Source organism: Pseudomonas sp. NPDC087342, from assembly GCF_044744265.1.
Classification (GTDB): domain Bacteria; phylum Pseudomonadota; class Gammaproteobacteria; order Pseudomonadales; family Pseudomonadaceae; genus Aquipseudomonas; species Aquipseudomonas nunensis.
Genome location: NZ_JBIUXZ010000005.1, coordinates 264071 through 288699 on the forward strand (window position 1 = coordinate 264071; position 24629 = coordinate 288699).

Annotated in this window: 13 protein-coding genes; 7 read left to right on the forward strand and 6 right to left on the reverse strand. The window is 60.1% G+C overall.

Features of this window, described 5'->3' with window-relative positions; genetic code table 11:
• The first annotated feature begins 150 nt into the window (after nt 1–150).
• Entirely contained in the window at nt 151–12033 is an 11883-nt protein-coding gene (locus ACIOYV_RS15290; RefSeq protein WP_401324723.1) for a peroxidase family protein, read from the forward strand.
• Nucleotides 12034–12195: 162 nt separating this feature from the next.
• Here the strand turns inward: ACIOYV_RS15290 and ACIOYV_RS15295 are convergent, their stop codons facing one another.
• The 5 genes from ACIOYV_RS15295 to xylA all read right to left on the reverse strand — a co-directional run bounded on the left by ACIOYV_RS15295 (nt 12196) and on the right by xylA (nt 18165).
• Nucleotides 12196–12732, reverse strand: coding sequence for an AAA family ATPase (locus tag ACIOYV_RS15295; protein WP_401324725.1), 537 nt, complete (start codon nt 12730–12732; stop codon nt 12196–12198).
• Nucleotides 12733–12837: 105 nt separating this feature from the next.
• Nucleotides 12838–13974, reverse strand: coding sequence for a sugar ABC transporter permease (locus tag ACIOYV_RS15300; RefSeq protein WP_163909527.1), 1137 nt, complete (start codon nt 13972–13974; stop codon nt 12838–12840).
• Nucleotides 13975–15531 carry a D-xylose ABC transporter ATP-binding protein gene (gene xylG / locus ACIOYV_RS15305; protein WP_401324726.1) on the reverse strand — a complete coding sequence of 519 codons (1557 nt, stop codon included), beginning with the start codon at nt 15529–15531 and terminating at the stop codon, nt 13975–13977.
• Between the two features lie 166 nt (nt 15532–15697).
• Nucleotides 15698–16699, reverse strand: a complete 1002-nt coding sequence (xylF, locus tag ACIOYV_RS15310) for a D-xylose ABC transporter substrate-binding protein (protein ID WP_054055029.1) — start codon at nt 16697–16699, stop codon at nt 15698–15700.
• Between the two features lie 149 nt (nt 16700–16848).
• Entirely contained in the window at nt 16849–18165 is a 1317-nt protein-coding gene (gene xylA, locus ACIOYV_RS15315) for a xylose isomerase (RefSeq protein WP_401324728.1), read from the reverse strand.
• Between the two features lie 175 nt (nt 18166–18340).
• Between xylA and ACIOYV_RS15320 the strand changes: the two genes are divergently transcribed.
• From ACIOYV_RS15320 to ACIOYV_RS15330, 3 genes are all read left to right on the forward strand, one after another.
• On the forward strand, nt 18341–19516 hold the full coding sequence (locus ACIOYV_RS15320) for a XylR family transcriptional regulator (RefSeq protein WP_401324730.1): 1176 nt from the start codon (nt 18341–18343) through the stop codon (nt 19514–19516).
• 57 nt (nt 19517–19573) lie between these two features.
• Entirely contained in the window at nt 19574–19759 is a 186-nt protein-coding gene (locus ACIOYV_RS15325) for a hypothetical protein (protein ID WP_401324731.1), read from the forward strand.
• Between the two features lie 236 nt (nt 19760–19995).
• Nucleotides 19996–20427, forward strand: coding sequence for a hypothetical protein (locus tag ACIOYV_RS15330; RefSeq protein WP_401324733.1), 432 nt, complete (start codon nt 19996–19998; stop codon nt 20425–20427).
• 311 nt (nt 20428–20738) lie between these two features.
• Here the strand turns inward: ACIOYV_RS15330 and ACIOYV_RS15335 are convergent, their stop codons facing one another.
• Nucleotides 20739–21350: a TetR/AcrR family transcriptional regulator gene (locus ACIOYV_RS15335; RefSeq protein ID WP_290029304.1), complete on the reverse strand. Its 612-nt coding sequence runs from the start codon at nt 21348–21350 to the stop codon at nt 20739–20741.
• 196 nt (nt 21351–21546) lie between these two features.
• Here ACIOYV_RS15335 and ACIOYV_RS15340 point away from each other — a divergent pair, with 196 nt between their 5' ends.
• The 3 genes from ACIOYV_RS15340 to ACIOYV_RS15350 all read left to right on the forward strand — a co-directional run bounded on the left by ACIOYV_RS15340 (nt 21547) and on the right by ACIOYV_RS15350 (nt 24614).
• The gene (locus ACIOYV_RS15340) at nt 21547–22260 is read left to right on the forward strand and encodes an SDR family oxidoreductase (protein ID WP_290029306.1); all 714 of its coding nucleotides are present in this window, start codon (nt 21547–21549) and stop codon (nt 22258–22260) included.
• A 10-nt stretch (nt 22261–22270) separates the two neighbouring features.
• Nucleotides 22271–23176 carry an alpha/beta fold hydrolase gene (locus ACIOYV_RS15345; RefSeq protein WP_401324735.1) on the forward strand — a complete coding sequence of 302 codons (906 nt, stop codon included), beginning with the start codon at nt 22271–22273 and terminating at the stop codon, nt 23174–23176.
• 112 nt (nt 23177–23288) lie between these two features.
• The gene (locus ACIOYV_RS15350) at nt 23289–24614 is read left to right on the forward strand and encodes an epoxide hydrolase family protein (protein WP_401324736.1); all 1326 of its coding nucleotides are present in this window, start codon (nt 23289–23291) and stop codon (nt 24612–24614) included.
• Nucleotides 24615–24629: the final 15 nt, after the last annotated feature.

Below are 24629 nucleotides of genomic sequence, written 5' to 3' on the forward strand. Positions count from 1 at the left end.
GCCTTGCCGGGCGCTGGGGACGGCTTTGCCTGATCCACGCCTGCTCTCGCCAAACAACCGAACCAACGAACTGCGCAAGCCAGCACCTGACTGGGCGTGGGAGGGTTTCATCGTCCCGTGCTTTTCTCCCAATCGATCGAGGACACCGCAATGGCCAATTTCAACAAGACAGACCTGGAATTTATCCTCAAGCAAATTTTCATCGCAGAAGCGCATTCCAACGGCGCCAGCCTCAGTGATTTGCTCCCCAATAGTCAGGTGCCTTTCGGCCTGCGAACCGTCGATGGCAGCTACAACAACCTGGTCGCCGGGCAAAGCGAGTTTGGCGCGGCGGACAACTCCTTCCTGCGCGTGCTGGATGCCCAGTATCGAGCGGCCTATGCCGCGCCGGGGAATGTGGTCGACCCACAGCCACGGATCATCAGTAACCTGATCAACGACCAGACAGCCAACAACCCGGCCGCGGTTGCGGCGAACGGCGGCGCCGACCCGGTGATCAGTCCCGGTCTGGATGGCGTGTTTGGCACAGCCGATGACAAGGAAGTGTTCTTCATCCCCAACGAATCGCCGGACGCGGGTCTGACCGCCGGCTTCAACTCGTGGATGACCTTCTTCGGCCAGTTCTTCGATCACGGCCTCGACCTGGTCACCAAGAGCAGCACCGACTTCGTGTTTATTCCGCTGCTGCCGGACGATCCGTTGTACGTGCCGGGCAGCCCGACCAATTTCATGGTGTTGCCACGTGCAGTGCATACCCCCGGCGCGGACGGAATACTCGGCACTGCCGATGATGGCCAGCCCAACACCACCTCGCCGTTCGTGGACCAAAGCCAGACTTACAGCTCGCACCCTTCGCATCAGGTGTTCCTGCGCGAATACGCCCTGAACGCGGCAGGTGACCCTATTGCAACGGGACGCTTGATTACCAACCGCGATCTCGGCGCCGATGGCAAGTTCGGCACGGCCGATGATGGCGATGGCACCAATGGCGGCATGGCGACCTGGGCCGTGGTCAAGGCCCAGGCCCGTGACATTCTTGGCATCAACCTGACCGACGCCGATGTGCACAGCGTGCCGCTGCTGGCAACCGATGCGTATGGCAACTTCATCCGGGGGCCGAGCGGCATGCCGCAGGTGGTGATGCGCGTCAGTAACGGTGCTGACGGTATCGCCGGGACAGCTGATGACGTCACGCAACTGGTCGAAGGCAACCGGGATGCGCCGATCAGTCTGGCCAGCGCAGTGAGCGCCGGGCATGGCTTCCTCGACGACATCGCCCACAATGCCGCGCCGGTAGTCGTTGGCGGGGTTCTGCAGGCGGATGCTGACGACGATATCGGCAATGCGCAGCCGGTTGGCGCGGGCGGCAACAACCTGACCTACGACAACGAACTGCTCGACGCTCACTACATTGCCGGCGACGGCCGGGTGAACGAGAACATCGGCCTGACCTCCGTGCACCATGTGTTCCACTCCGAACACAACCGCCTGGTCCAGCAAACCAAGGACACCCTCCTTGCCGCTGGCGATCTGGCCTTCCTCAATGAGTGGCTGGCGGTTGACGTGACCGCGATTCCGACTACACCCGCCGGCATCGCGGCGTTGGTGTGGGACGGCGAACGCCTGTTCCAGGCCGCCAAGTTCGGCACCGAGATGCAGTACCAACACCTGGTGTTCGAGGAGTTCGCGCGGACCATTCAACCGCAGATCGACGAATTCCTTGCACCCAACGGGTATGACACCTCGATCAACCCGGCCATCCTCGCCGAGTTCGCCCACGTGGTGTATCGCTTCGGTCACTCGATGTTGACCGAGACCGTCGATCGCTTCGACCCCGAATTCAATCCGCTGCTCACTGACCCGAACAACCCGGACTCGCAAATGGGATTGATCGCGGCCTTCCTCAACCCGCTGGCGTTCGCCGGCAGCGGGGCGACACCGGACGAAGCGGCAGGGGCAATCATTCGCGGTGTGACCCGCCAGCTCGGCAACGAGATCGACGAGTTCGTCACCGAAGCCTTGCGTAACAATCTGCTCGGTCTGCCGCTCGATTTGCCGGCCCTGAACATGGCGCGTGGCCGCGACACGGGCATCCCCACGTTGAATGAAGCGCGTCGTGAGATGTACGCATCAACCGGCGACAGCCAACTCAAACCGTACATCAGTTGGGCTGACTTTGCGGACCACCTCAAGCACCCCGAGTCGCTGGTCAACTTCATCGCGGCCTATGGCACGCATGACACGATTACAGCGGCGACCACACTGGCCGACAAACGCGCTGCGGCCTTGGCGCTGGTATTCGGTGGTGCCGGTTCACCGGCTGACCGCCTGAGCTTCCTCAACAGCACCGGTGCCTATGCGAACGTAACGCTGGCCGGCAAGGACGGGCTGATGGGGACTGCCGACGACGTGACGGGTGTGACGATCACGGGGCTCGACGATGTCGACTTCTGGGTCGGTGGCCTCGCCGAGCAGAAAATGCCGTTCGGCGGCATGCTCGGCTCGACGTTCAACTTCGTGTTCGAAACCCAGATGGAGGCGTTGCAGAACGGCGACCGCTTCTACTACCTGTCGCGTACCGCGGGCCTGAACTTCGGCACCGAGCTGGAGAACAACTCCTTTGCCAAGTTGATGATGCTCAACACCGATGTCACCCACCTGTCGAACACCGTGTTCCTGACGCCGACGTTCACCCTTGAAGTGAATCAGGCCGATCAGTTCACCAACCTTGGATTGGACGGCAAGGCCGACCCGACTGGCGGACTCATGATCAACGGCGTGGAAATCGTGCCGCTGGTGATCCGCAACAACCCCGACACCGTTGGCGCGGACAGCAATTATCTGCAATACACCGGTGAAGACCATGTCGTCCTCGGCGGCACCGCCGGCAATGACATCATCATCTCCGGTGACGGCGATGACACCCTTTACGGCGACGGCGGCAACGACCGTCTCGAAGGTGGCGCCGGGAACGATGCGGTACTGGGTGGCGCGGGCGATGACATCATCACCGACTCGTTCGGCGACAACCGTCTGGAAGGTAATGCCGGCAACGACGTGATCGTGGCCGGTAGCATGGGGGTTGCAGGCAACCTGATCCTGGGTGGCGATGGGCAGGACTTCATCATCACCACCGAAGATATCAGCACCACGTTTGGCGGCCAGGGCGACGACTTCATCCTCGGAGCCAAGACCAACCTGCCACCGACCGGCAACGAAGGTGATGACTGGATCGAGAAGGGAACCCAGGACGGTGCGCCTGGCGATAACGCTGCGCCGTTGCTCGCTGACGATACGATCGGCAACGACATCTTTGTCGGTGGCGGTGGCTTCGACGAAATGATCGGCGAGGGTGGCGATGACATCTTTGTCGGCAGCGATGCCCAGGACAAGATGGAAGGCATGTCCGGCTTCGACTGGATAACCTACAAAAATGACAAGGTCGGTGTCACCGCTGACCTGGCCCTGGCCGCGCTGGCCCAGCCACACGGCAATGCGCCAAACCAGAACACCGGGGTGTTCAATCCGGTCGGCGCATCGCCGGCCTCGATCCTCGACCGGTTTGCCGAGGTCGAAGGCTTGTCCGGTTCGAAGTTCGCCGATGTGCTCAGAGGCGATAATGTCGATGCCGACACGATCATCAACCACGGTGGCACCACGGGCAGCGCGCTGACCAATGTCGCGTTGATCCGCGGACTGGCGCAGTTCCTGTCCGATGCCGGGCTGCCGACCACAGGCTTTGCCACGGGTAACATCATCCTCGGTGGCAATGGCAGCGACCTGATCGAGGGCCGCGGTGGCGATGATCTGATCGACGGCGACAAATGGATCAACGTCAGAATTGCGGTCTATGCCCCTGGTGATGTCAACCATACCGGGCCCGAGATCGCCAGCTTCGACAGCATGGTCGACATGATTCCGTTCATGCTGGACCGCACCTATAACCCGGGTCAGCTCAAGGCCGTGCGGGAAATCCTGCCCGGTACCTCGACGGGCGGGGCGGCTTTCGACACCGCGATTTTCTCCGGGCTTCAGTCCGAGTATGTGGTGACTCAGAACACCCGCGGCACGGCGGATCTGTCGGACGATGTCTGGACGGTGACGGATACCGACGTGGCTCGCGACGGCACCGATACCCTGCTGCATATCGAACGTCTGCAATTCGCCGATGGCCAGCGAGTGCTGGTGCCGGGGCTTAATGCGCAACCGGTTGGCAGACCGACCATTGCCGATGCAAACGGCGGGGCGATTACGGTGGGCGACATGCTGACCGTCAGCGTGGCCGGGGTGACCGATGCCAACAACGTCGGGGGGACTCTGAACAATTCCTCGGTGTCCTACTACTGGCAGTTCGAGGCCGATCCAGGCACTGGCGTGTTCGAGGACATCATCCTGCTGCCTGCCGGTGACCTGGCGTTCCAGAGTGCTGACGGCACTTCGTTCAAGGTCTCTCCGGATCTCGCCGGGTTGTCATTGCGGGTCAAGGCGATCTACCAGGACGGTCATGGCACGACGGAAGTGGTGTTCTCGCAACCGACGTCCGTGGTGGTTCCCGGCGCGCCGGTCGTGCCGGTGGCGCAGGCACCTGTCGTCGATGCAACCGCGGGTGGCGAGGGCCTTCACATGGTCCGCTCCGACCTCAACTTCATTCTTGATCAGATCAAGATTGCCGAGGCTGACGCGGCCGGACAGGACATCCTTTCGCTGATCCCGAATATCCGCGCACCGTTGGGTCTGCGGTCGGTCGATGGATCGAACAACAACCTGATGAACCTCAACGGCAACAACCACACCGAGTTTGGTGCCGCCGATAACACCTTCCCGCGCTTGACCGATCCGGTCTTCAATCCGGCAGAGGGTGCTCCTGCCGGCTTCTTCGGCCCCGGCTCGCCGGCCATCCCGGGATCGTCGTATGCGCAGAACAGCGGCGCTGTGTTTGACTCGCAGCCGCGCACCATCAGTAACCTGATCGTCGACCAGACGTCGAACAACCCGGCGGCCTATGCCACGGCTTACGACCCGGGCGCGGACGGTGTGCTCAACTACGGCGTAGTGGGGAGCGGTAACGACGATGTGCTCAAGGATGGCGTACGAATCGTCGCCAGCCCTGGCATGGATGGTCAATTCGGTACTGCCGATGACCACGATGTGTACCTGTTCGAGAACACCGCCGCGGATGCGGGGTTGTCCGCGCCGTTCAACGCCTGGATGACCTTCTTCGGGCAGTTCTTCGACCATGGTCTGGACCTGCTCACCAAGGGTGGTTCGGGCACCGTCTACATTCCGCTGCAACCGGATGATCCGCTGTATGTACCCGGCGGCCACACCAATTTCATGGTGCTGACTCGCGCGACAAACCAGCCAGGGGCGGATGGCGTGCTCGGCACGGCCGACGACATCCATGAACACACCAACACCACCACGCCGTTCGTGGACCAGAACCAGACCTACAGCTCGCATCCTTCGCACCAGGTGTTCCTGCGCGGTTATGTACTGACCGACGACGGCCCCATCGCGACCGGCAGGCTGATCACCAACCGTGACCTGGGGGCGGATGGCAAGTACGGAACTGCGGACGACACTGAAATCGGTGGCATGGCGACCTGGAAGGTGGTCAAGGCGCAAGCCAACGACATCCTGGGTATCCGCCTTACCGATGCCGATGTCGATAACGCACCGCTGTTGGCGACCGACGCCTATGGCAATTTCATCAAGGGGCCAAACGGCTTCCCGATGGTCGTGATGAAGGGGCTCGACGGTCTTGGCGGCACCGCGGATGACGTTCTCGTCGAAGGCAATCCGCTGGCCCCCATCAGCCTGACCAATGCTGTGCGCACCGGGCATCAGTTCCTCGTTGACATCAACAACAATGCGGCGCCGGTGTTCAGCGGTGGCGTACTTGTTCCTGACGCGGATAATGTCGCTGGCAATGCAGTGCCGTTCAATCCGCAGACCGGGGCTAACCTGGCTTACGACAACGAACTGCTGGATGCGCACTACATCGCCGGCGACGGCCGGGTCAACGAGAACATCGGCCTGACCGCCGTGCATGCGATCTTCCACGCCGAGCACAATCGGCTGGTTGCGCAGACCAAGGACACCGTGCTCGATTCGCATGACGTGGCCTTCCTCAACGAGTGGCTGATCAATCCGGTGAGCGTGTTGCCAGCCAACCAGGCTGAAATCGATGCGTTGGTGTGGAATGGCGAGCGCTTGTTCCAGGCGGCCAAGTTCGGCACCGAGATGCAATATCAGCACCTGGTGTTCGAGGAGTTTGCACGAACCATCCAGCCCAGAGTCGACCTGTTCTTTGCACCGACCCAGGTCTATGACGTCGACCTCGATGCCTCGATCGTCGCCGAGTTCGCCCACACCGTGTACCGGTTTGGCCACTCGATGCTGACCGAGACCGTCGATCGCTACGATGTCGATTTCAACGTGGTGGGCGATCCGAGCAGCGCTGATCCCGATCAGCAACTGGGCTTGATCGCGGCGTTCCTCAACCCGTTGGCGTACGCCGCCAGTGGCGTGACGCCAGAGGATGCGACCAGTGCGATCATCCGAGGGGTGACTCGGCAAGCCGGTAACGAAATCGACGAGTTCGTGACCGAGGCGCTGCGCAATAACCTGCTCGGCCTGCCACTCGACCTGCCGGCGATCAACATTGCCCGTGGCCGCGACGTGGGGATTCCCTCACTCAACGCGATCCGCCGCGACATCTACAGCCAGACCGGTGATACCCAACTCAAGCCTTACACCAGCTGGGTCGACCTGGTCCAACACCTCAAGCATCCGGAGTCGTTGATCAACTTCATCGCGGCCTATGGCACGCATGGCACGATCACGGCCGCGACCACCCTGGAAGCCAAACGCGATGCTGCCATGGCGCTGGTTTTCGGCGGTACGGGTGCGCCGGTTGACCGCATGGACTTCCTCAACGGCACTGGCACTTGGGCCAACGTGACGCGTGCCGGCAAGGACGGTGTGCTGGGGACTGTCGACGATCTGAAGGGTGTGACTGTGACGGGTGTCGATGCCATCGACCTCTGGATTGGCGGCCTGGCCGAAGAGAAAACGCCGTTCGGCGGCATGCTCGGCTCGACCTTCAATTTCGTGTTCGAGAACCAGATGGAAAAACTGCAGGACGGCGACCGTTTCTATTATCTGGAGCGTACCTCCGGCCTGTCGATGAATGCCGAGCTGGAAAGCAACTCGTTCGCCAAGTTGATCATGGCCAACACCTCGGCCACGCACTTGCCAGGCCTGGTGTTCTCGGACCCGGGGTTCTATCTGGAAAGGGACCAGAGCAAGCAGTTCAACGATGGCCTGGGCAGCGCCGATCCACTGGGTGAGCACGGCGAGCAGGTGGTGTTCCGCGACAACCCGCTGACCGCAGGACCGGACGCCAACTACATCCGGTACTCGGGTGGCGAGCACATCGTGCTGGGCGGCACCAACAGCGCAGACATCCTCATCGCCAGTGAGGGCGATGACACGGTCTGGGGTGACGGCGGCAACGATCGCATCGAAGGCGGTGACGGTAATGACCAGCTACGCGGTGGCGCCGGCGACGACATCATCAGCGACCGTGGCGGCGACGATAACATCCAGGGCGGCGACGGCAACGATGTGCTGCACGGTGGTAACGGCATCAACCTGATCATTGGCGGCTTTGGCAATGACTTCATCGTGACTGGCGAGGACGCTTCCGAGGCCATTGGTGGCCAGGGCAACGACTTCATCCTGGGCAGCAAAGCCAACGAACAGGACATGGGTAACGAAGGCGACGACTGGATCGAGAAGGGCACCTCGGACGGTGCACCTGGCGACAACTTCGACCCGCTCGGCAACGACCCTGTCATCGGCCACGATGTGTTCATCGGCGGTAACGAGAACGACAAGTTCAACGGCGAAGGCGGCGACGACATCATGGTCGGCAGTCTCGGCCTCGGCGATCGCTATATTGGCGGTTCCGGCTATGACTGGGCAACCTTCAAAGGCCTCGCCCAAGGCGTTTCCATCGATTTCACCGACCGTTTTTTCGATGTACCTCCGGTGCCGGGATCGGGTGCCTCGGCGCTCGTGCGTTTCGACATCATGGAAGGTCTGTCGGGTTCGGCGCACGGTGACTTCCTGCGCGGCGATAACGAAGACGCAACCTCGCTACCCGGCGCAGGAGCGACCGGCAGTGTGCTGACCAACATCAACCTGATCAACGGCCTGGCTGATCTGTTGCCTGCCGGAGCGACGTTCTTCGACGGCGGCAACATCATCCTCGGTGGCAGCGGCAGCGACCTTATCGAAGGTCGCGGTGGTGACGACATCATCGATGGTGACAAGTGGCTGAACGTGCGCATCAGCGTGCGGGCGAACAACGATGGCACCGGCCCGGAAATCGCCACGTTCGACAGCATGGAGCCGATGGTGCCGTTCATGCTGAACGGTACTTACAACCCAGGCCAGTTGGTCATCGTGCGGGAGATTCTGACCGGCAATGACCGCTACGACACCGCGTTGTTCTCCGGTAATTCGACGGAATACCTTGTCGAAGTCCAGGGCGACACCGTTATCGTGACCGACCTGGTGGCGGGGCGTGATGGCGTCGATCGACTGACGGGCATCGAGCGTCTGCAGTTCTCTGACCTGGCGCAAGAGTCCGGAGTGGGTACCGCCTTGAACGAAGGCCCATCGGGTCATCTGGCGATTCTCGACGATGCTACCGGTCTGCGTGACGATACGCCTGTCGCCGGCCAGTTGCTGCGCGTCAGCAATCGGGCGGTACACGATGCGGACAACCAGAGCCTGGCCAATCCAACCGGCGCGGTAACCGGTGCGGTGGCTTACTACTGGCAGGTCGAAAACATTCCTGGCACCGGCATCTATGAAGACATCACCGTGGTTGCCGCCGGCGAAGCTTCGCGTGCAACTGGCACCACCTACCGGGTGGCGGACGATGTGGCGGGCCTGAACATCCGCGTCAGGGCGGTGTATCAGGATGCCAAGGGCACACTGGAGATCATCGACTCGTCGGGGAACAGCACGCCGACCGCAGGGCCGACCATCAACGGGCTTTTGGTGCAGAACCAACTGTTGACCGCTGACCCGTCGAGCATCATCGACCTTGATGGCCTCAACAATCCGCAGTTCACCTACCAGTGGCAGGCGACCAATGGGGTCAGCTTCGTCAACATCGCCGGCGCCACCGGGAGCACGTTCACGCTTGGCCAGGATCAGGTCGGCGATCAGGTGCGCGTGGTGGTCAGTTACGTGGATGACTTCGGTGTGGCCGAAAGCATCGCGTCCGACCCTTCGGACCCGGTGGCCAACGTCAACGATGCACCGACAGGCGCGTTGCTGATCAGCGACACGACGCCTGAAGAAGGGCAGGTGCTGACCGCGCTGACGGCCGGGATTGCCGATGCGGATGGGTTGGGCACCTTCACCTTCCAATGGCAGCAAGGGACCGGCACGTCCTTCACCAGCATCACCGGAGCGACCGCTGCGACGTTCACCCCGGGTGTGGCGCAGAACAATCTGCAACTGCGGGTGATCGTGCGCTATACCGATGGCTTCGGCACGCTGGAGACGGTGACCTCTGCGGCAACCGCCGCCGTTACGCTGCCGCCTGGCGTGGTGCTAGTGGGTACCGCTCTGGGGGAAACGCTCACCGGTGGCGCGGGTGCCGATGTGCTGAGTGGCCTGGGCGGGAACGATACGCTCAATGGTCTGGGCGGCATTGACCAGTTGTTTGGCGGCACAGGCAACGACACTCTCAACGGCGGAGACGGCAACGACATCCTCAATGGCGAGGACGGCAACGACACCCTCAACGGTGGGCTCGGCGCGGACGCCATGAACGGCGGTGCCGGCAACGACACCTTTGTGGTCGACAACGTCGGTGACACGGTCATCGAAGCGGTGGGTGGCGGGACCGATCTGGTGCAAACCAGTCTGGCCAGCTACGCCCTCGGTGCCGCCGTCGAAAACCTGACCTATACCGGAGTCGCCAGTTTCACCGGTACCGGTAATGCGCTGGACAACACCCTCACCGGCGGGGTCGGTAACGACGTCCTCAGTGGCGGGGACGGCAACGATACCCTCAACGGTGGGCTCGGCGCAGATGCCATGAACGGCGGTGCCGGCAACGACACCTTTGTGGTCGACAACGTCGGTGACACGGTCACCGAGGCGCTGAATGGCGGGACCGATCTGGTGCAAACCAGCCTGGCCAGCTACGTGCTCGGTGCCAACGTCGAAAACCTCACCTACACCGGAACCGGCAACTTCACCGGTACCGGTAATGCGCTGGCCAACACCATTATCGGCGGGGTCGGTAACGACGTGCTCAGTGGCGGGGACGGCAACGACATCCTTAACGGTGGGCTCGGCGCCGATGCCATGAACGGTGGTACCGGCAATGACACCTTTGTGGTCGATAACGCGGGTGACACGGTCACCGAGGCGCTGGGTGGCGGGACCGATCTGGTGCAAACCAGCCTGGCCAGCTACGTACTGGGTGCCAACGTCGAAAACCTGACCTATACCGGCGCCGGCAACTTCACCGGTACCGGTAATGCGCTGGCCAACACCCTCACCGGCGGAGCCGGTAACGACGTGCTCAATGGCGGTGCGGGTGCAGACCAGATGGTTGGGGGAACCGGCAACGATACCTACGTCGTCGATGTTGTAGCGGACGTGGTGGTTGAAGCGGCGGGTGGCGGTACGGATACCGTGCAGACGGCGCTGGCCAGCTACACGCTGGGTGCCAACCTCGAAAACCTGACCTTTACCGGCGTCGGCAACTTCGTCGGCAACGGCAACGCGTTGAACAACGTCATCATCGGCGGTGCCGGCAATGACACCCTCAATGGCGATAGCGGCAACGACATCCTCAATGGCGGGCTCGGCGCGGATGTCATGAACGGCGGTGTCGGCAACGACACCTTTGTGGTCGACAACGTCGGTGACAGCGTCATCGAGGCGGTGGGAGGCGGTACCGATCTGGTGCAAACCAGTCTGGCCAGCTACCTGCTGGGTGCCAACGTCGAGAACCTGACCTTCACCGGCGTCGGCAACTTCACCGGCACCGGTAATGCGCTGGCCAACACCCTCACCGGCGGGGCCGGCAACGACGTCCTCAATGGCGGTGCAGGCACCGACCAGTTGGTTGGGGGCGCCGGCAACGACACCTACATCGTCGATGCAACCGCAGACGCGGTGGTAGAAGCGGCCGGTGGCGGTACGGATACCGTGCAGGCATCGCAGGCCAGCTACACACTCAGCGCCAACGTCGAAAACCTGACCTTTACCGGCGTCGGCAACTTCGTCGGCAACGGCAACGTGTTGAACAACGTCATCACCGGTGGGGCCGGTAATGACACCCTCAGTGGCGACAGCGGCAACGACATCCTCACGGGCAACGCCGGCAACGACACGCTCAATGGCGACGCCGGTGACGACCAACTGCTGGGTGGCATTGGCACCGATACCCTGAACGGCGGAAGTGGCGATGATAGCCTCGACGGCGGTGACGGGATCGATACCTTGAATGGTGACATTGGCAACGACACGCTGCTGGGCGGGCTGGGTAATGACGTTCTGGATGGCGGCCTCGGCACCGACCTGCTTCAGGGTGGCGATGGCAACGACACGCTGCTCGGTGGTGTCGGTAACGACACCTTGTTGGGTGGCATCGGCAATGACTCGATCGATGGCGGTGCTGGCAGCGATACAGTCACGGGTGGTGCCGGCAACGACCTCATGGACGCCGGCAATGGCAACGATATCTTCCTGTTCGCAGCGGGCTTCGGAGCCGATCAGATCTTCAACTTCGATGCCAACGCGGCGGGTGGCCAGGACCTGCTCGATATTTCCGCGTTCGGCGTCACAGCTGGGACCTTTGCCGCCACCGTCATCATCACCGATGTCGGTGCGGATACCTTGATCAGCTCCGCAGGTGCTGAGTCCATCCGCCTGATAGGGGTGGCCGACGCAACGACAGTTACTGCTTCGGACTTCATTTTGGCTAGTTGAGGTTCTGATCGGTATTACTGCAGGGAGCGTGCATAGAGGAGGGGGGGCAATGGATGCCCTCCCTTTTTTTATCTGCCTGTCTCGTCCTGAATAAGGTTGTCACGTATTTCCTGGCCCGATGCGCTGAGGCCGCCAAATGAGCGCCCGGCCGAGATGGGCCATCTATTCAAAGCAGGCCTCAGGCACCGCAGGCAAGCTACCTAGAAATGCATCAATCTGACGCCTGCCCCGCAAATGCACCGTAGGAATCTGCGGGCCAATGGCTTGGCGCACTGCATCGATACCTGGGCGGTAGCCGCGATCGAAATTCCAGACGAAGTTCAGGAAGGTCAGGAACGCCCGGTCGAGCTTTTCTGTGCAGCCTGCTGGAAGGTCTGAGCGAGGGCGGTTCATGATGCTGCGCATGATCACCCGGGGGAAACAGGTGAGCCGTGGTGTATCGAGCCAAATGATCAGGTCGGCACGGGGCAGGCGGAGGTCGAATGTGCGCCGGGCATAGTTGCCCTCACAAATCCAGGCATCCGTGGCGATCGCTTCGCTGACGCGTAAGCGAAATTGCCCGGCATCGGGCTCGACCCAGCCGGGCTCCCAGAATAGGGTGTCCAGGTGCACAACGGGAAGGTCGAGGCGCTTGCCCAAGGCGCGGGCGAGGGTAGATTTGCCGCTACCGGCATTGCCCAGAATAACAATCCGTTGCATGGGGACGTCCTGTCACAGAAAAAGCCGGCGATTGTGCAGGTTTTGCATGGGCAATTAAAGTTTGACCAGAAGCAAACTGCCGCGGATCACTTCATCCTCAGCGCATCAACGTCTCCCGGTCCGAGTGCTCACATCCACCCACACGGCCAACACCAGAATGCTGCCCTTGACGATCATCTGCCAGTAACTGTCGACGTCGAGCATGGACATGCCGTTGTCCAGGCTGGTGATGACCAGCGCGCCGAGGAGGGCGCCGTAGACGGTGCCGGAGCCGCCGCGCATGGAGGTGCCGCCGATGAAGCAGGCGGCGATGGCATCGAGTTCGCCCATGCTGCCGGCCGAGGGTGAACCGGCGGCCAGGCGCGCGGTGTTGACCACGCCGGCGAGGGCGCACATCACGCCCATGATCCCGAAAATCCACAGCTTTACGGCCTGCACGTTGATACCGGACAGGCGTGTCGCTTCCATGTTGCTGCCCACGGAATACACGCGTCGGCCGAAGACGGTCTGGCTGGTCACGTAGCTGAAACCGCCCAGTAGAACCAGCAGAAGCAGGACCGGCACGGGAATGCCGTCATAGCTGTTGAGGGTCTGGACGAAGCCGGCCAGTACTGCGCCGATCAACAGCACGCGTACAACGTCACGCACCAGTGAATGTGCCGCCAGGCCGTGAAGGGCGCGATTGCGCCGTTGTTTCCAAGTCAGGAACAGCGTCAGTGCAAACAGCAGAACGCCCAGGCCCGTGCCGATCGTGTGGGGCAAATAACCCTGGCCGATGTAGACGAGTTCCGGCGACACCGGGGCGATGGTCGTGCCGCCGGTAATCCCCAGCAAAATGCCCCGGAAAGCCAGCATGCCTCCCAGCCCGACGATGAACGACGGAATGCGCAGGTAGGCGGCCATGTAGCCGTTGGCGAGGCCGATCAGCAGTCCGCAAAGGGCGACAAGGCTCAGGTTCGCCAGCAGCGGTATGTGGTAGACAACGTCGAGAATAGCCGCGAGGCCACCGAGCAGGCCCAGCAATGAGCCGACCGACAAATCGATCTCGCCGCTGATGATGACCAGCACCATGCCGCAGGCGAGAATTCCGGTAATGGACATCTGGCGCAGCAGGTTGGAGAGGTTGCGCGGTGTGAGGAATCCGCCCTCGGTCTGCCAACTGAAGAACAGCCAGATAAACGCCACGGCAAACACCAGCGCGAGCATTTTGTATCGGGTGAAGAGTTGTTTGACCTGATTCATTTACGCGGATTTCCGATCATTATTGTTATGGCCATCAGGCTGGCTGAGTGCGGCGGCGAGTAGCTGTTCCTGGGTGAGTCCGTGGTTGATGAAGTCGCCACGCAACTGGCCTTCGCCGATCACCAGTACGCGGTCGGAAACGCCGAGCACTTCGGCCAGCTCCGATGACACCATGATGATCGACACGCCTTCGGCCGCTAGCGCCCCCATGAGCTTGTAGATCTCGTACTTGGCGCCGACATCCACGCCTCGGGTGGGCTCATCCAGAATCAGCACCCGGGGTTTGGTCAGCAGCATCTTCGCCAATACAGCTTTTTGTTGATTGCCCCCGGACAGACTGGTGATCGGCAGGAACGGACTCGCTGTCTTGAGGTGCAGGCGCGAAATTTCTCGACCGATGCTGCCCAGTTCGGCTTCGGCATCGATGCGGGTCAGTTTCGAGTAACTGTCGAGCACGGCCAGGGTGATGTTCTGGCCGACGCCCAGGTCTGGAATGATGCCCTGGCGCTTGCGGTCCTCGGGCACCAGGCACAGGCCGGCACGGATTGACTTGAGCGGCGTGCGGGTGTCGATGAGTTGGCCGTCCAGCCAGACTTCGCCTTCGTGGCGGCCGGGGTAGGCGCCGAACAGCGCTGTCACCAGTTCGGTGCGGCCTGCACCGACCAGCCCGGCGATGCCGAGGATTTCCCCGCGCTTGAGGCTGAACGAAATATCGTCGACCCGTTTGCGTCGGGGGTTGTCGACGTCGTAGCAGGTGATGTGACGCGCCTCGAAAATCACCTCGCCAATGTCGTGCGGCTCGGTGGGGTAGAGGTTGCTCATTTCCCGTCCGACCATCTGGGTGATGATCTGTGGAATATCCATGTCGGCCATGGCGGTCGTGGCGATGTGTTTGCCGTCACGGATCACCGAAATGGTGTCGCACACGGCGGCCACTTCATCGAGCTTGTGGGAGATGTAGACACACGCAACGCCCTTGGCTTTGAGGTCGCGGATGATGTCCAGCAGCACCTCGATTTCCGAACGGGTGAGGGCCGATGAAGGCTCGTCGAGGATCAGCAGGCGCGCGTGTTTGTTCAGGGCCTTGGCGATTTCCACCAGTTGCTGATAGCCGCCGCCGTACTGCGAAACCGGCAGCGATACGTTCATGTCCGGCACTTTCAATTCACGCATCAGGGCTTCGGCGTGGTGGATCATCGCCGGGTAATTCATCCGCCCGCCGGGCAGCGTCAGTTCATGGCCCATGAAAATGTTCTCGGCCACCGACAGGTCGGGAACCAGCGTCAGTTCCTGGTGAATGATGACGATACCGGCAGCTTCCGTTTCGCTGATCGATTGCGCCTTGAGCGGTTGACCTTCCCAGAGAATTTCACCGTCCCAGGTGCCATAGGGGTAGACCGCAGAGAGGATTTTCATCAGCGTGGACTTGCCGGCGCCATTCTCGCCGCACAGCCCGACGCACTCACCCGGCTTGACCTTGATGTCGATGCCATTGAGCGCTTTGACACCGCCGAAGGTTTTGACGATACCGTTCATTTGCAGCAGATAGTCGGACATGGAGAGGGCTCGTATAACAAAGACTCACATGGCACTAATCTTTGTGGGAGCGAGCCTGCTCGCGAAGGCGTCAGCACATTCAATCGCGATGCAGGCTGAACCACCGTCTTCGCGAGCAGGCTCGCTCCCACAAGGGGTTACGAATAACCAGGGATTGATGCCTTGGTCACTGCCCGGCAATCTGCGCCTTGGTGTAGAACCCGTCCTGTTCCAGCAAGTCGATGTTGTCCTTGGTCAACGGAGTCGGAGTGAGCAGGATGGTGTCGACTTTTTTGCTGCCGTTGTCGTACTGCGAGCTGTAGGCGGGTTTCTCGTTACGCGCCAGTTGCACCGAGAGCTTGGCGGCTTCGGAGGCGATGAGTTTGAGCGGTTTGTACACGGTCATGGTTTGCGTGCCGGCGATCACTCGCTTGACCGCTGCCAGGTCTGCGTCCTGCCCGGAAATCGGCACCTTGCCGGCCAGTTGCTGAGCCGCCAGTGCCTGGATGGCGCCGCCTGCGGTGGCGTCGTTGGAGGCGACGATACCGTCGATTTTGTTGTCGTTGCGGGTCAAGGCGTTTTCAACAATGCTCAGCGCTTCGGTAGGGTTCCATTCCTTCACCCATTGTTGGCCGACGATCTTGATATCGCCCTTGTCGATGGCCGGTTGCAGCACTTTCATCTGACCTTCGCGCAGGACTTTTGCGTTGTTGTCGGTGGGCGCACCGCCGAGCAGAAAGTAATTACCCTTGGGCGCTGCGTGCAGCACGCCGCTGGCCTGCATCTCGCCGACCTTTTCGTTATCGAAGGAAATGTAGGCGTCGATATCCGCGTTGAGTATCAGGCGGTCATAGGACACGACCTTGATCCCGGCTTTCTTCGCTTCGGCCACCGCGTTGGTCAGGACCGTGGCGTTGAACGGCACGATGACGATCACATCGACGCCACGGGAGATGAGGTTTTCGATTTGCGAGATCTGCTTTTGCTCGTTGGCATCGGCCGACTGTACGAAGACCTTGGCGTCCATTTTCTCCGCCGCCGCAACGAAGTAATCGCGGTCACGCGACCAGCGTTCCAGCCGCAGGTCATCAATGGAGAAGCCGATTTTCGGGTGGGCAGCATCGGCCATTACTGGCAGCGACAGCAGCGCCAGGGCGCTGGCCAATAGCGCGCGTTTTACATTCTTCATGGTGGTGCGTCCTTTTATTTTTGTTTGAAAGACACTGCCTGACGATGAGTCTCGGGCTGGTAGAACTGTAGAGAATCGGCAGACGCAGCGGACACAGATTTGTCGTGCGAATGTCACAGCGTTGTTGCGCCCGCAGACTCCGTTGGCGATTAGCGATAGATGAACCGGTTGACGACGTTTTCTAGCATTTCCTGCCTGCCGCTGACGGCCTGCGGATTCAGTTCGTTGGCGAAGGCATGTTCGGCCAATGACTGGAGATTGAACTCACCCGTCAGCACCGCTTGCCCGAATGGCTGCTGCCAGCCGGCGTAGCGTTGATCCTTGAGCAGTTGAAGCTGATCGTTCTGGACCATGGCGGCAGCCCGCTCCAGAGACAGGGCGAGGACGTCCATTGCGCCGACATGACCATGGAACAGATCGATCTCGTCGAGGCTCTGGCGGCGCACCTTGGAGTCGAAGTTGTACCCGCCATTCTTGAACCCGCCGGCCTTGAGAATTTCATAGGTGGCCAGGGTCATTTCTTCGACGCTGTTGGGGAATTGATCGGTGTCCCAGCCGTTTTGCGGATCGCCACGGTTGGCGTCGATGCTGCCGAAAATCCCCAGCGAGACCGCCGTCGCAATCTCGTGATGAAAGCTATGACCGGCCAGGGTCGCGTGGTTGGCTTCGATGTTGACCTTGATTTCCTTTTCCAGGCCGAACTGCTGGAGAAAGCCAAACACGGTGGCGCTGTCGTAATCGTATTGGTGCTTGGTCGGCTCCTGCGGCTTGGGTTCGATCAGCAGGTCGCCTTTGAAACCGATCTTGTGCTTGTGCTCGACCACCATGCGCATGAAGCGGCCCAGTTGTTCGCGTTCACGTTTCAAGTCGGTATTGAGCAGGGTTTCGTAGCCTTCGCGACCGCCCCACAACACGTAGTTGGAGCCTTTCAGGCGTTGGGTCGCGTTCATCGCGCTGAAGACCTGGGCAGCGGCGAAGGCAAACACTTCCGGGTCCGGGTTGCTGGCGGCGCCGGCGGCAAAGCGCGGATTGCTGAAGCAGTTGGCGGTGCCCCACAGCAACTTGATCCCGCTTTCTTCCTGGTGTCGCTCCAGGTGATCAATCATTTGCGCGAAGTGGTTGCGGTACTCCTTCAGTGAGTTGCCTTCCGGGGCGACATCCGTGTCGTGGAAGCAGTAATAGTCGATACCCAGTTTGGAGAAGAACTCGAACGCGGCTTCCGCCTTGCCGATGGCCAGTTCCATCGGGTCGCCGGCGTGTTGCCACGGGCGCTTGAAAGTACTTGCGCCGAACACATCGGAACCCGGCCAGACGAAGGTGTGCCAGTAACAGGCGGCCATGCGCAGGTGTTGGCGCATGGGTTTGCCGAGGATGATTTTGTCGGCGTCGTAGTGGCGGAAGGCGAGGGGAGAATCGCTGGCAGGGCCTTCGTAGCGAATCTTGTCGACATCGGGGAAGTACAGCATTGGCAATGTCCTTGTTGTTCTTGGCGGTGTCTCGATACTAGCAACGGCCCCATGCCTGCTGATTATGAAAATCACCAACACAGGGTGCGATTTTGCGTATTGAGATTCGTCGTCTGCGCGCCTAGTCTGTGCAAACCGCCTCCGTGAGAAGGGCCCCGGAACAAGCCTGAAAACAATGAAAACAGTACCGCCTGTTCACCGCATCGCACTGTTGTTCAACGGGAGCAAGATCTATGACCGGGGCATCATCAGCGGCATCGGCAACTACCTGAGCAGCACTCGCGCGTCCTGGGACCTATTCCTGGAAGAGGATTTTCTTTGCCGGTTGAAAGGGATCGAGCGCTGGCAAGGTGACGGGATCATTGCCGACTTCGACGATCCGCTGATTGGCGAGGCGCTGGCCGACATCAAGTTGCCGGTGGTGGCGGTGGGTGGTTCCTATCAGGATGAGCGCGCCTACCCGAAAGGCATCCCGTACGTCGCCACCGACAACAACGCACTGATCACCCTGGCTTACGCGCACTTGATCGAGGCCGGGCTGCAGCGTTTTGCGTGCTTCAGCCTGCCTGAAGCGCAGGCCAATCGTTGGGCTCAGGAGCGTGAAAAAGCCTTTCGACGACTGATGCAACGAGACGGCTTGCACGCCGAGGTCTATCGCGGCATGGGCACCAGCGCACCGCTCTGGGACAGCGCCGTCGAACAACTGATCGCCTGGCTGCAAAGCCTGCCCAAGCCCATCGGCATCATCGCCGTCAGTGACGCCCGCGCCCGCCAGTTGCTGCAAGCCTGCCTGACCGCCGGAATCGCCGTACCGGAGCAGGTGGCGCTGATCGGCATCGACAACGACCCCCTGACACGCAGCCTGACCCGAGTCCCCCTGAGCTCGGTCATCCAGGGCACCGAAACCATGGGCCGCACCGCCGCGCAACTACTGCACCAGATGCTGCACGGCATGCCGTCCACCGGCACGCACATCCTGATCCCGCCAGATGCGATCAACGTGCAGGTGTCGAGTTTGCACCAACCGTTGGGCAACCCCTACGTCATGCAAGCGCTGCTGTTTATCCGCCAATATGCCTGCCAGGGCATCAAGACCGCGCAAGTGGCGGCGTATGTCGGCGTGTCGCGCTCATCGCTGGAGTCGCACTTTCGCACTGAGAGGGGCTGCAGCGTGCACGACGAGATTCTGCGTTTCAAATTGGCGGCGGCTACGAGTGGGCTGGAAAATACCGACACAGCGATTGCGGACGTTGCGCGCGATTGTGGTTTCAAATCTGCGCAATATCTGCACACGGTGTTTCGTCGCGAGTTTGGGTGTACGCCTCGTGAGTATCAGCAGGGTGCCAGGTAGTCGGCCAAATGCAGTCGTTCTTACGCTTTTGGGAAAACCGACAAGGAGAAAGGGTCAATGGACTTCATTATCGATTGGATAGCTCATCGCATTGGCGTTTTTGTGCTGGGCTTGTTGAGTGGCGGCCGTTTCAAGGGCGAGAGTGGTTTTGCCTGGGGCTGGGCAGTTGTCGTCGGGGGGATGATTCTGCTCTGTCCATTCGCAGTTTTCATAGCCTGGCTCATCTATGCCAGTGGCCCGTGAAATGATGTCTGCTGTGGGCGATTACAGCCTCTTGCGACAGGCAACTATCTGATGCTTGTCCATTCAAAGTCGCGGGGATTCTTTTACTTTGATGGCGGGCAAGTGCCGCAAAGCGGCAAAGATTAACCGCGCAGTAGCGGAATTTTTTACCAGTCGCCCTGAATTTAGAAGTGCATGATCACGGCACGCTAATTGCTAAAGTCTTTCTACCACTAATAATTAGAGACTTAGTCAACATGTTGATCCGTGCAACGTCCCCTTCAGTAGTCCCACTTCCTAAGCGCACCGAAGACAAAAAAACAGGAGCCGTAAACGAATTGGAGTCAGAACCTAAACCCGCTGAAATGCAGATTCAAACGGTAAAGGCTTCTGATCGAACCATGGCAGTGATCGCCGAACACTTAAAAAATCTCGGCATTACCAACAAAACCGCTGACCACGTTGATGAAGCATTCGCGAAAACCCGCGTGATGCTACAAGCCGCATCCCCTTCAAATGTCGTGATCTCCGGTGATAACCCCGTATTTGTTGACCTTGAAGAACAGGCGAGGCAAACGCCAGAGCAACGCTTGCACCCCGACATTCTGAAAGAAACCGGTCTCGAGGAAGAAAATAAAAATTCCATTCCACTGAAACAAAAAGTGTCCTCTAGCCCAGAGAATGTATAAACGATAAGTTTAGCTGGCAACTACTGGGCACTAGCGTGGCTGGAACAAAAGCACTGCGCTGCTCAATATAACAATGCCGTCACGTTGCGCGCGCTTATGAATTAGCCAGTTCACTACATGTCGAGTTGAACTGGCTTTTCGCGTGTTTTATTCCAGCAATAGAAGTTGTGATTAAGTTGGAGTGTCGAATATGTTTTGCGCATTTCCTCACCAGACTACTAACGCCCAGCAGCAGCAACTCCATCAACTTTTTAGTGCTTGATTGCAGAGTAGCGACTTGAGCAGGCAGGCCAAGAGGCTGGCCTACGCCGTCATCTGGACTTCTCGGGTTCGCCGTATGGTTTGCCCAGCGCGGCGTCAATCATTGGACGCACACCTTGCAGCACTTGGGCCGATACCTCCGGCCTGGCCTTCGCCGTAGCACGCGCAACCGAAAGGGCGCCAATCATTGCTGCAACGATGCCCATGGCGGTGGCAAGCGCGTCGACGGCTGGATTGTTGGCCGCCACTCTGCGCTCGAACGCCCGAACCAGTACCAGGTAACCCTCGGTGAACTTTGAGCTGGTCGCCGTATCTTGGCGGCCAATTTCGCTGGCTGACGCGGCCATTGCACAGTGGTCGGCGTAATCGTCGCGCTTGTCGACGGACAGATAGTCGCAAAGAAAGCGTTCCAGATCTGGCTCGCCATCCACCGTACCCGAATAGAGCTTGGCATTGCTCTGCTCCAGGCTCCACGCCAGCGCCTCAGCCGCCAGCGCTTCCTTGGATGGGAAATGCGCGTACAGGGCTCCGTGCGTCAAGCCAGCCGACTTGCTGATTTCGGCAACGCCCACGCCATCGATCCCTTTCTGCCGAAACAGGCGGCTCGCCGTCTCAATCAATGTGGCGCGATTGGCTTCTGCTTTTTCTTTCGAGATTTTCATGACAAGGCTCCTTTGAGGGCGATCTTTGCACATTATAGTTGCACCCACAATCATTCAGAAGCCTATACCAAAAAGAGCTAATCGTTATTTCCAACTGAATATTGACTTTAATAATTGTGAGCACCACTATTGATTCAATGATTGCGACTGCAATCGTAAGGCACCACGAGTCACTCACCCCTCAGAGCATAAAACAATGAAAATCGAAAATGCCGTTGCCTTTGTTACCGGCGCTAACCGTGGTCTCGGCCTGGCCTTCGCAAAAGAACTCGTGGCTCGCGGCGCGAGCAAGGTCTACGCCGGGGTTCGCAACCCCGAAGGCGTCAACATTCCTGGCGTCATCGCCATTCGCCTTGACGTCAGCGACCCGGCATCGGTGGCTGCGGCGGTGGCCCAGGCTGGCGACGTGACACTGCTGATCAACAATGCAGGGATTGCCCGCCTGCTGCCTTCCATGCTTGAGCCTGGCCTGGTGGAAATGGCCCGCGAAATCTTCGAAACAAATTACTACGGCGTTATGCACGTCAGTCTGGCCTTCGCACCGGTACTGAAAGCCAACGGCGGCGGCGCGATCGTCAACGTGTTGTCGGATGCAACCTGGGTTGCCGCACCGTTCCTGTCCGCTTATGCGGCATCGAAAGCGGCGACGTGGAGCTTCACCAACTCGCTGCGAATAGAACTGCATGATCAGGGCACCAGCGTGCAAGGCCTGCATGTGGGCTTTATCGACACCGACCTGACCCACGGTTTTGACGTGCCGAAAGTCCAGCCCTCCGACGTCGTGATCCAGTCGCTGGATGGCGTGGAGGCAGGCCTGAAGGAAGTGCTCGCAGACGCAGGGACGCGCGCCATAAAGGCCAGCCTGTCGACTGAGCAAGCGGCTTACCTGAATCCCGAAACCGTCGCATAAGGAGCAAACCATGCACCTCTTCCAGCGACTGGCCCTCGGGGCTGCCTTTGCCATCTCGGTCAGCGGCGCCATCGCGGCGCCCGCTGCCACGCATAACAGCGCACCCAATCAATTCGTCGAAGCTGGCGGCGTGCGGTATGCCTATCGTCAGTTCGGCGCGCAAACGGGCGTTCCGGTCATTTTGCTCCAGCACTTTCGCGGCAACATGGATTACTGGGACCCAGCGGTGACCGATGGCTTGGCACAGCAGCGGCCGGTCTACCTGTTCGACAATGCCGGCGTGGGTCTTAGCAGCGGCGAAACACCCGATTCGTTCGAAGCCATGGCCGATCACGTTGCCGCATTTGCTCACGCCCGTGGGTTGACGCAGGTCGACGTGTTGGGCTTTTCAATCGGCGGCATGGTGGCGCAGGAAGTTGCCTTGCGCCATCCGCAACTGGTGCGCCGGTTGATCCTGGCGGGAACGTCGCCGCGTGGCGGGGTCTCTGGACATGATCCGCGGGTCCCGGGGATTGCGCTGCGCGAATCGATCGCCACGCAGGAAGAGACCGCTTACCTGTTCTTCGATCCCGCGCCGGTCAGCCAGCAGGCGGCCCGGGAATTCTGGGAAAGACGCCACCAACGTACGGAAGCTCTCGACAAGCTCAGTTCGATAAAGGTCATCGCGGCCCAAGGGGCGGCGCTGGGGAAGTGGAGCGTTCCCGGTGACGGCACTTTTTCGCAATTGAGCCAGATTACCCAGCCGACCCTGGTAGTCAACGGCAGCAAAGACGTGATGGTGCCCACCGAGAACTCCTACACGTTGCAACAGCATATTCCGAACGCCAAGTTGCTCATCTATCCAAGTTCGGGACACGGTGCATTGTTTCAATATGCCAACGATTTCGTGCAGCAAGCCAACACCTTCCTGAACTAGGTCGGCCCCCATTACTTTCGACAACCCTTTGAGCGACACACCGTCGCGGTATGGAAATCAAATGTAGTCCGTCGTCGATTTTTATCGCCCCCAATTCCCCTGGAGTACGACCATGTCAGCACTATCATTTGCAGCGTTCCGGCGCAGATTGTTAGCTGTTTCAGCAACCGCTGGTGCCCTCGCACTGGTCGCCTTCGTTTCACCCACTTACGCTCTGGCCGGTACGACGCCGGAGGTCACCGCGACCGTCGAGCAGGACAGCACGATTCGTCCGTTCAAGGTCAATATTCCTGAAGACGCGGTGGCCGATCTGCGCAAGCGCGTATTGGCAACCCGTTGGCCTGACCGCGAAACGGTCAACGATCAATCCCAGGGCGTGCAACTGGCCAAACTCCAGGCACTTGTCGGTTACTGGGGTACGCAATACGACTGGCGCAAGGTTGAAAAACAACTCAATGCTCTGCCCATGTTCGTGACCAGAATCGACGGTCTTGACATTCAGTTCATCCACGTCAAATCGAAACACCCGAATGCCCTGCCGCTGCTGCTGACCCACGGCTGGCCGGGTTCGATTCTGGAACTGACCAAGGCCATCGCTCCGCTGACCGATCCGACTGCCTACGGCGGTCGCGCCGAAGATGCTTTTGACGTGATCATTCCCTCGATGCCCGGCTACGGTTTCTCCCAGAGACCTACCGACGGTGGCTGGGGTCCCGACCGAATCGGCGTGGCATGGGATGTGTTGGTGAAACGCCTGGGCTATAAGCGCTACGTGTCACAAGGTGGCGACTGGGGATCAGTGATCGCAGACGCCATGGGACGCCAGGCACCGCCCGGCTTGCTGGGAATACACGTCAACATGCCGGCCACCGTGCCCGCGGATGTCGCCAAGGCGATCAACGACGGTACTCCGCCTCCCGCCGGTCTGTCGGCCAAGGAGACTGCGGCCTATGAATCGCTGAAGACCTTCTTTACGAAAAACGCGGCGTATGGCGCGATGATGAGCACCCGCCCACAAACCGTCGGATATGGCTTGTCGGACTCGCCGGCCGGTCTGGCGGCGTGGATGTTCGATAAATTTAACCAGTGGACCTACAGCGGCGGCGATGCGGAAAAATCCCTGACCAAGGACGAAATACTCGACGGCATTTCCCTGTATTGGCTGACCAACAGCGCGATCTCGTCGGCGCGGCTGTACTGGGAAAATAACACCAACAACTTCAACGCCGTGGAACAGAAAACCCACGACATCAAGATCCCGGTGGCAGTGACGGTCTTCCCTGGCGAAATCTACCAGGCGCCAAAAACCTGGACCGAGCGCGCCTACCCCAACCTGATTTATTTCAACGAAGTGGATAAGGGCGGCCATTTCGCGGCATGGGAGCAACCCGAGTTGTTTGCCAAAGAACTGCGCGCAGCCTTCCGTACCTTGCGCTAACTGAATCGCTGCATT

What these genes read in the sequence shown, in the direction of transcription:
- ACIOYV_RS15320 (WP_401324730.1), top strand. Translation starts at nt 18,341, where the DNA reads ATGAAAACAGTACCGCCTGTTCACCGCATCGCACTGTTGTTCAACGGG.
- ACIOYV_RS15335 (WP_290029304.1), bottom strand. Translation starts at nt 21,350, where the DNA reads ATGAAAATCTCGAAAGAAAAAGCAGAAGCCAATCGCGCCACATTGATT.
- ACIOYV_RS15350 (WP_401324736.1), top strand. Translation starts at nt 23,289, where the DNA reads ATGTCAGCACTATCATTTGCAGCGTTCCGGCGCAGATTGTTAGCTGTT.
- ACIOYV_RS15290 (WP_401324723.1), top strand. Translation starts at nt 151, where the DNA reads ATGGCCAATTTCAACAAGACAGACCTGGAATTTATCCTCAAGCAAATT.
- ACIOYV_RS15300 (WP_163909527.1), bottom strand. Translation starts at nt 13,974, where the DNA reads ATGAATCAGGTCAAACAACTCTTCACCCGATACAAAATGCTCGCGCTG.
- xylA (WP_401324728.1), bottom strand. Translation starts at nt 18,165, where the DNA reads ATGCTGTACTTCCCCGATGTCGACAAGATTCGCTACGAAGGCCCTGCC.
- xylG (WP_401324726.1), bottom strand. Translation starts at nt 15,531, where the DNA reads ATGTCCGACTATCTGCTGCAAATGAACGGTATCGTCAAAACCTTCGGC.
- ACIOYV_RS15295 (WP_401324725.1), bottom strand. Translation starts at nt 12,732, where the DNA reads ATGCAACGGATTGTTATTCTGGGCAATGCCGGTAGCGGCAAATCTACC.
- ACIOYV_RS15340 (WP_290029306.1), top strand. Translation starts at nt 21,547, where the DNA reads ATGAAAATCGAAAATGCCGTTGCCTTTGTTACCGGCGCTAACCGTGGT.
- ACIOYV_RS15325 (WP_401324731.1), top strand. Translation starts at nt 19,574, where the DNA reads ATGGACTTCATTATCGATTGGATAGCTCATCGCATTGGCGTTTTTGTG.
- xylF (WP_054055029.1), bottom strand. Translation starts at nt 16,699, where the DNA reads ATGAAGAATGTAAAACGCGCGCTATTGGCCAGCGCCCTGGCGCTGCTG.
- ACIOYV_RS15345 (WP_401324735.1), top strand. Translation starts at nt 22,271, where the DNA reads ATGCACCTCTTCCAGCGACTGGCCCTCGGGGCTGCCTTTGCCATCTCG.
- ACIOYV_RS15330 (WP_401324733.1), top strand. Translation starts at nt 19,996, where the DNA reads ATGTTGATCCGTGCAACGTCCCCTTCAGTAGTCCCACTTCCTAAGCGC.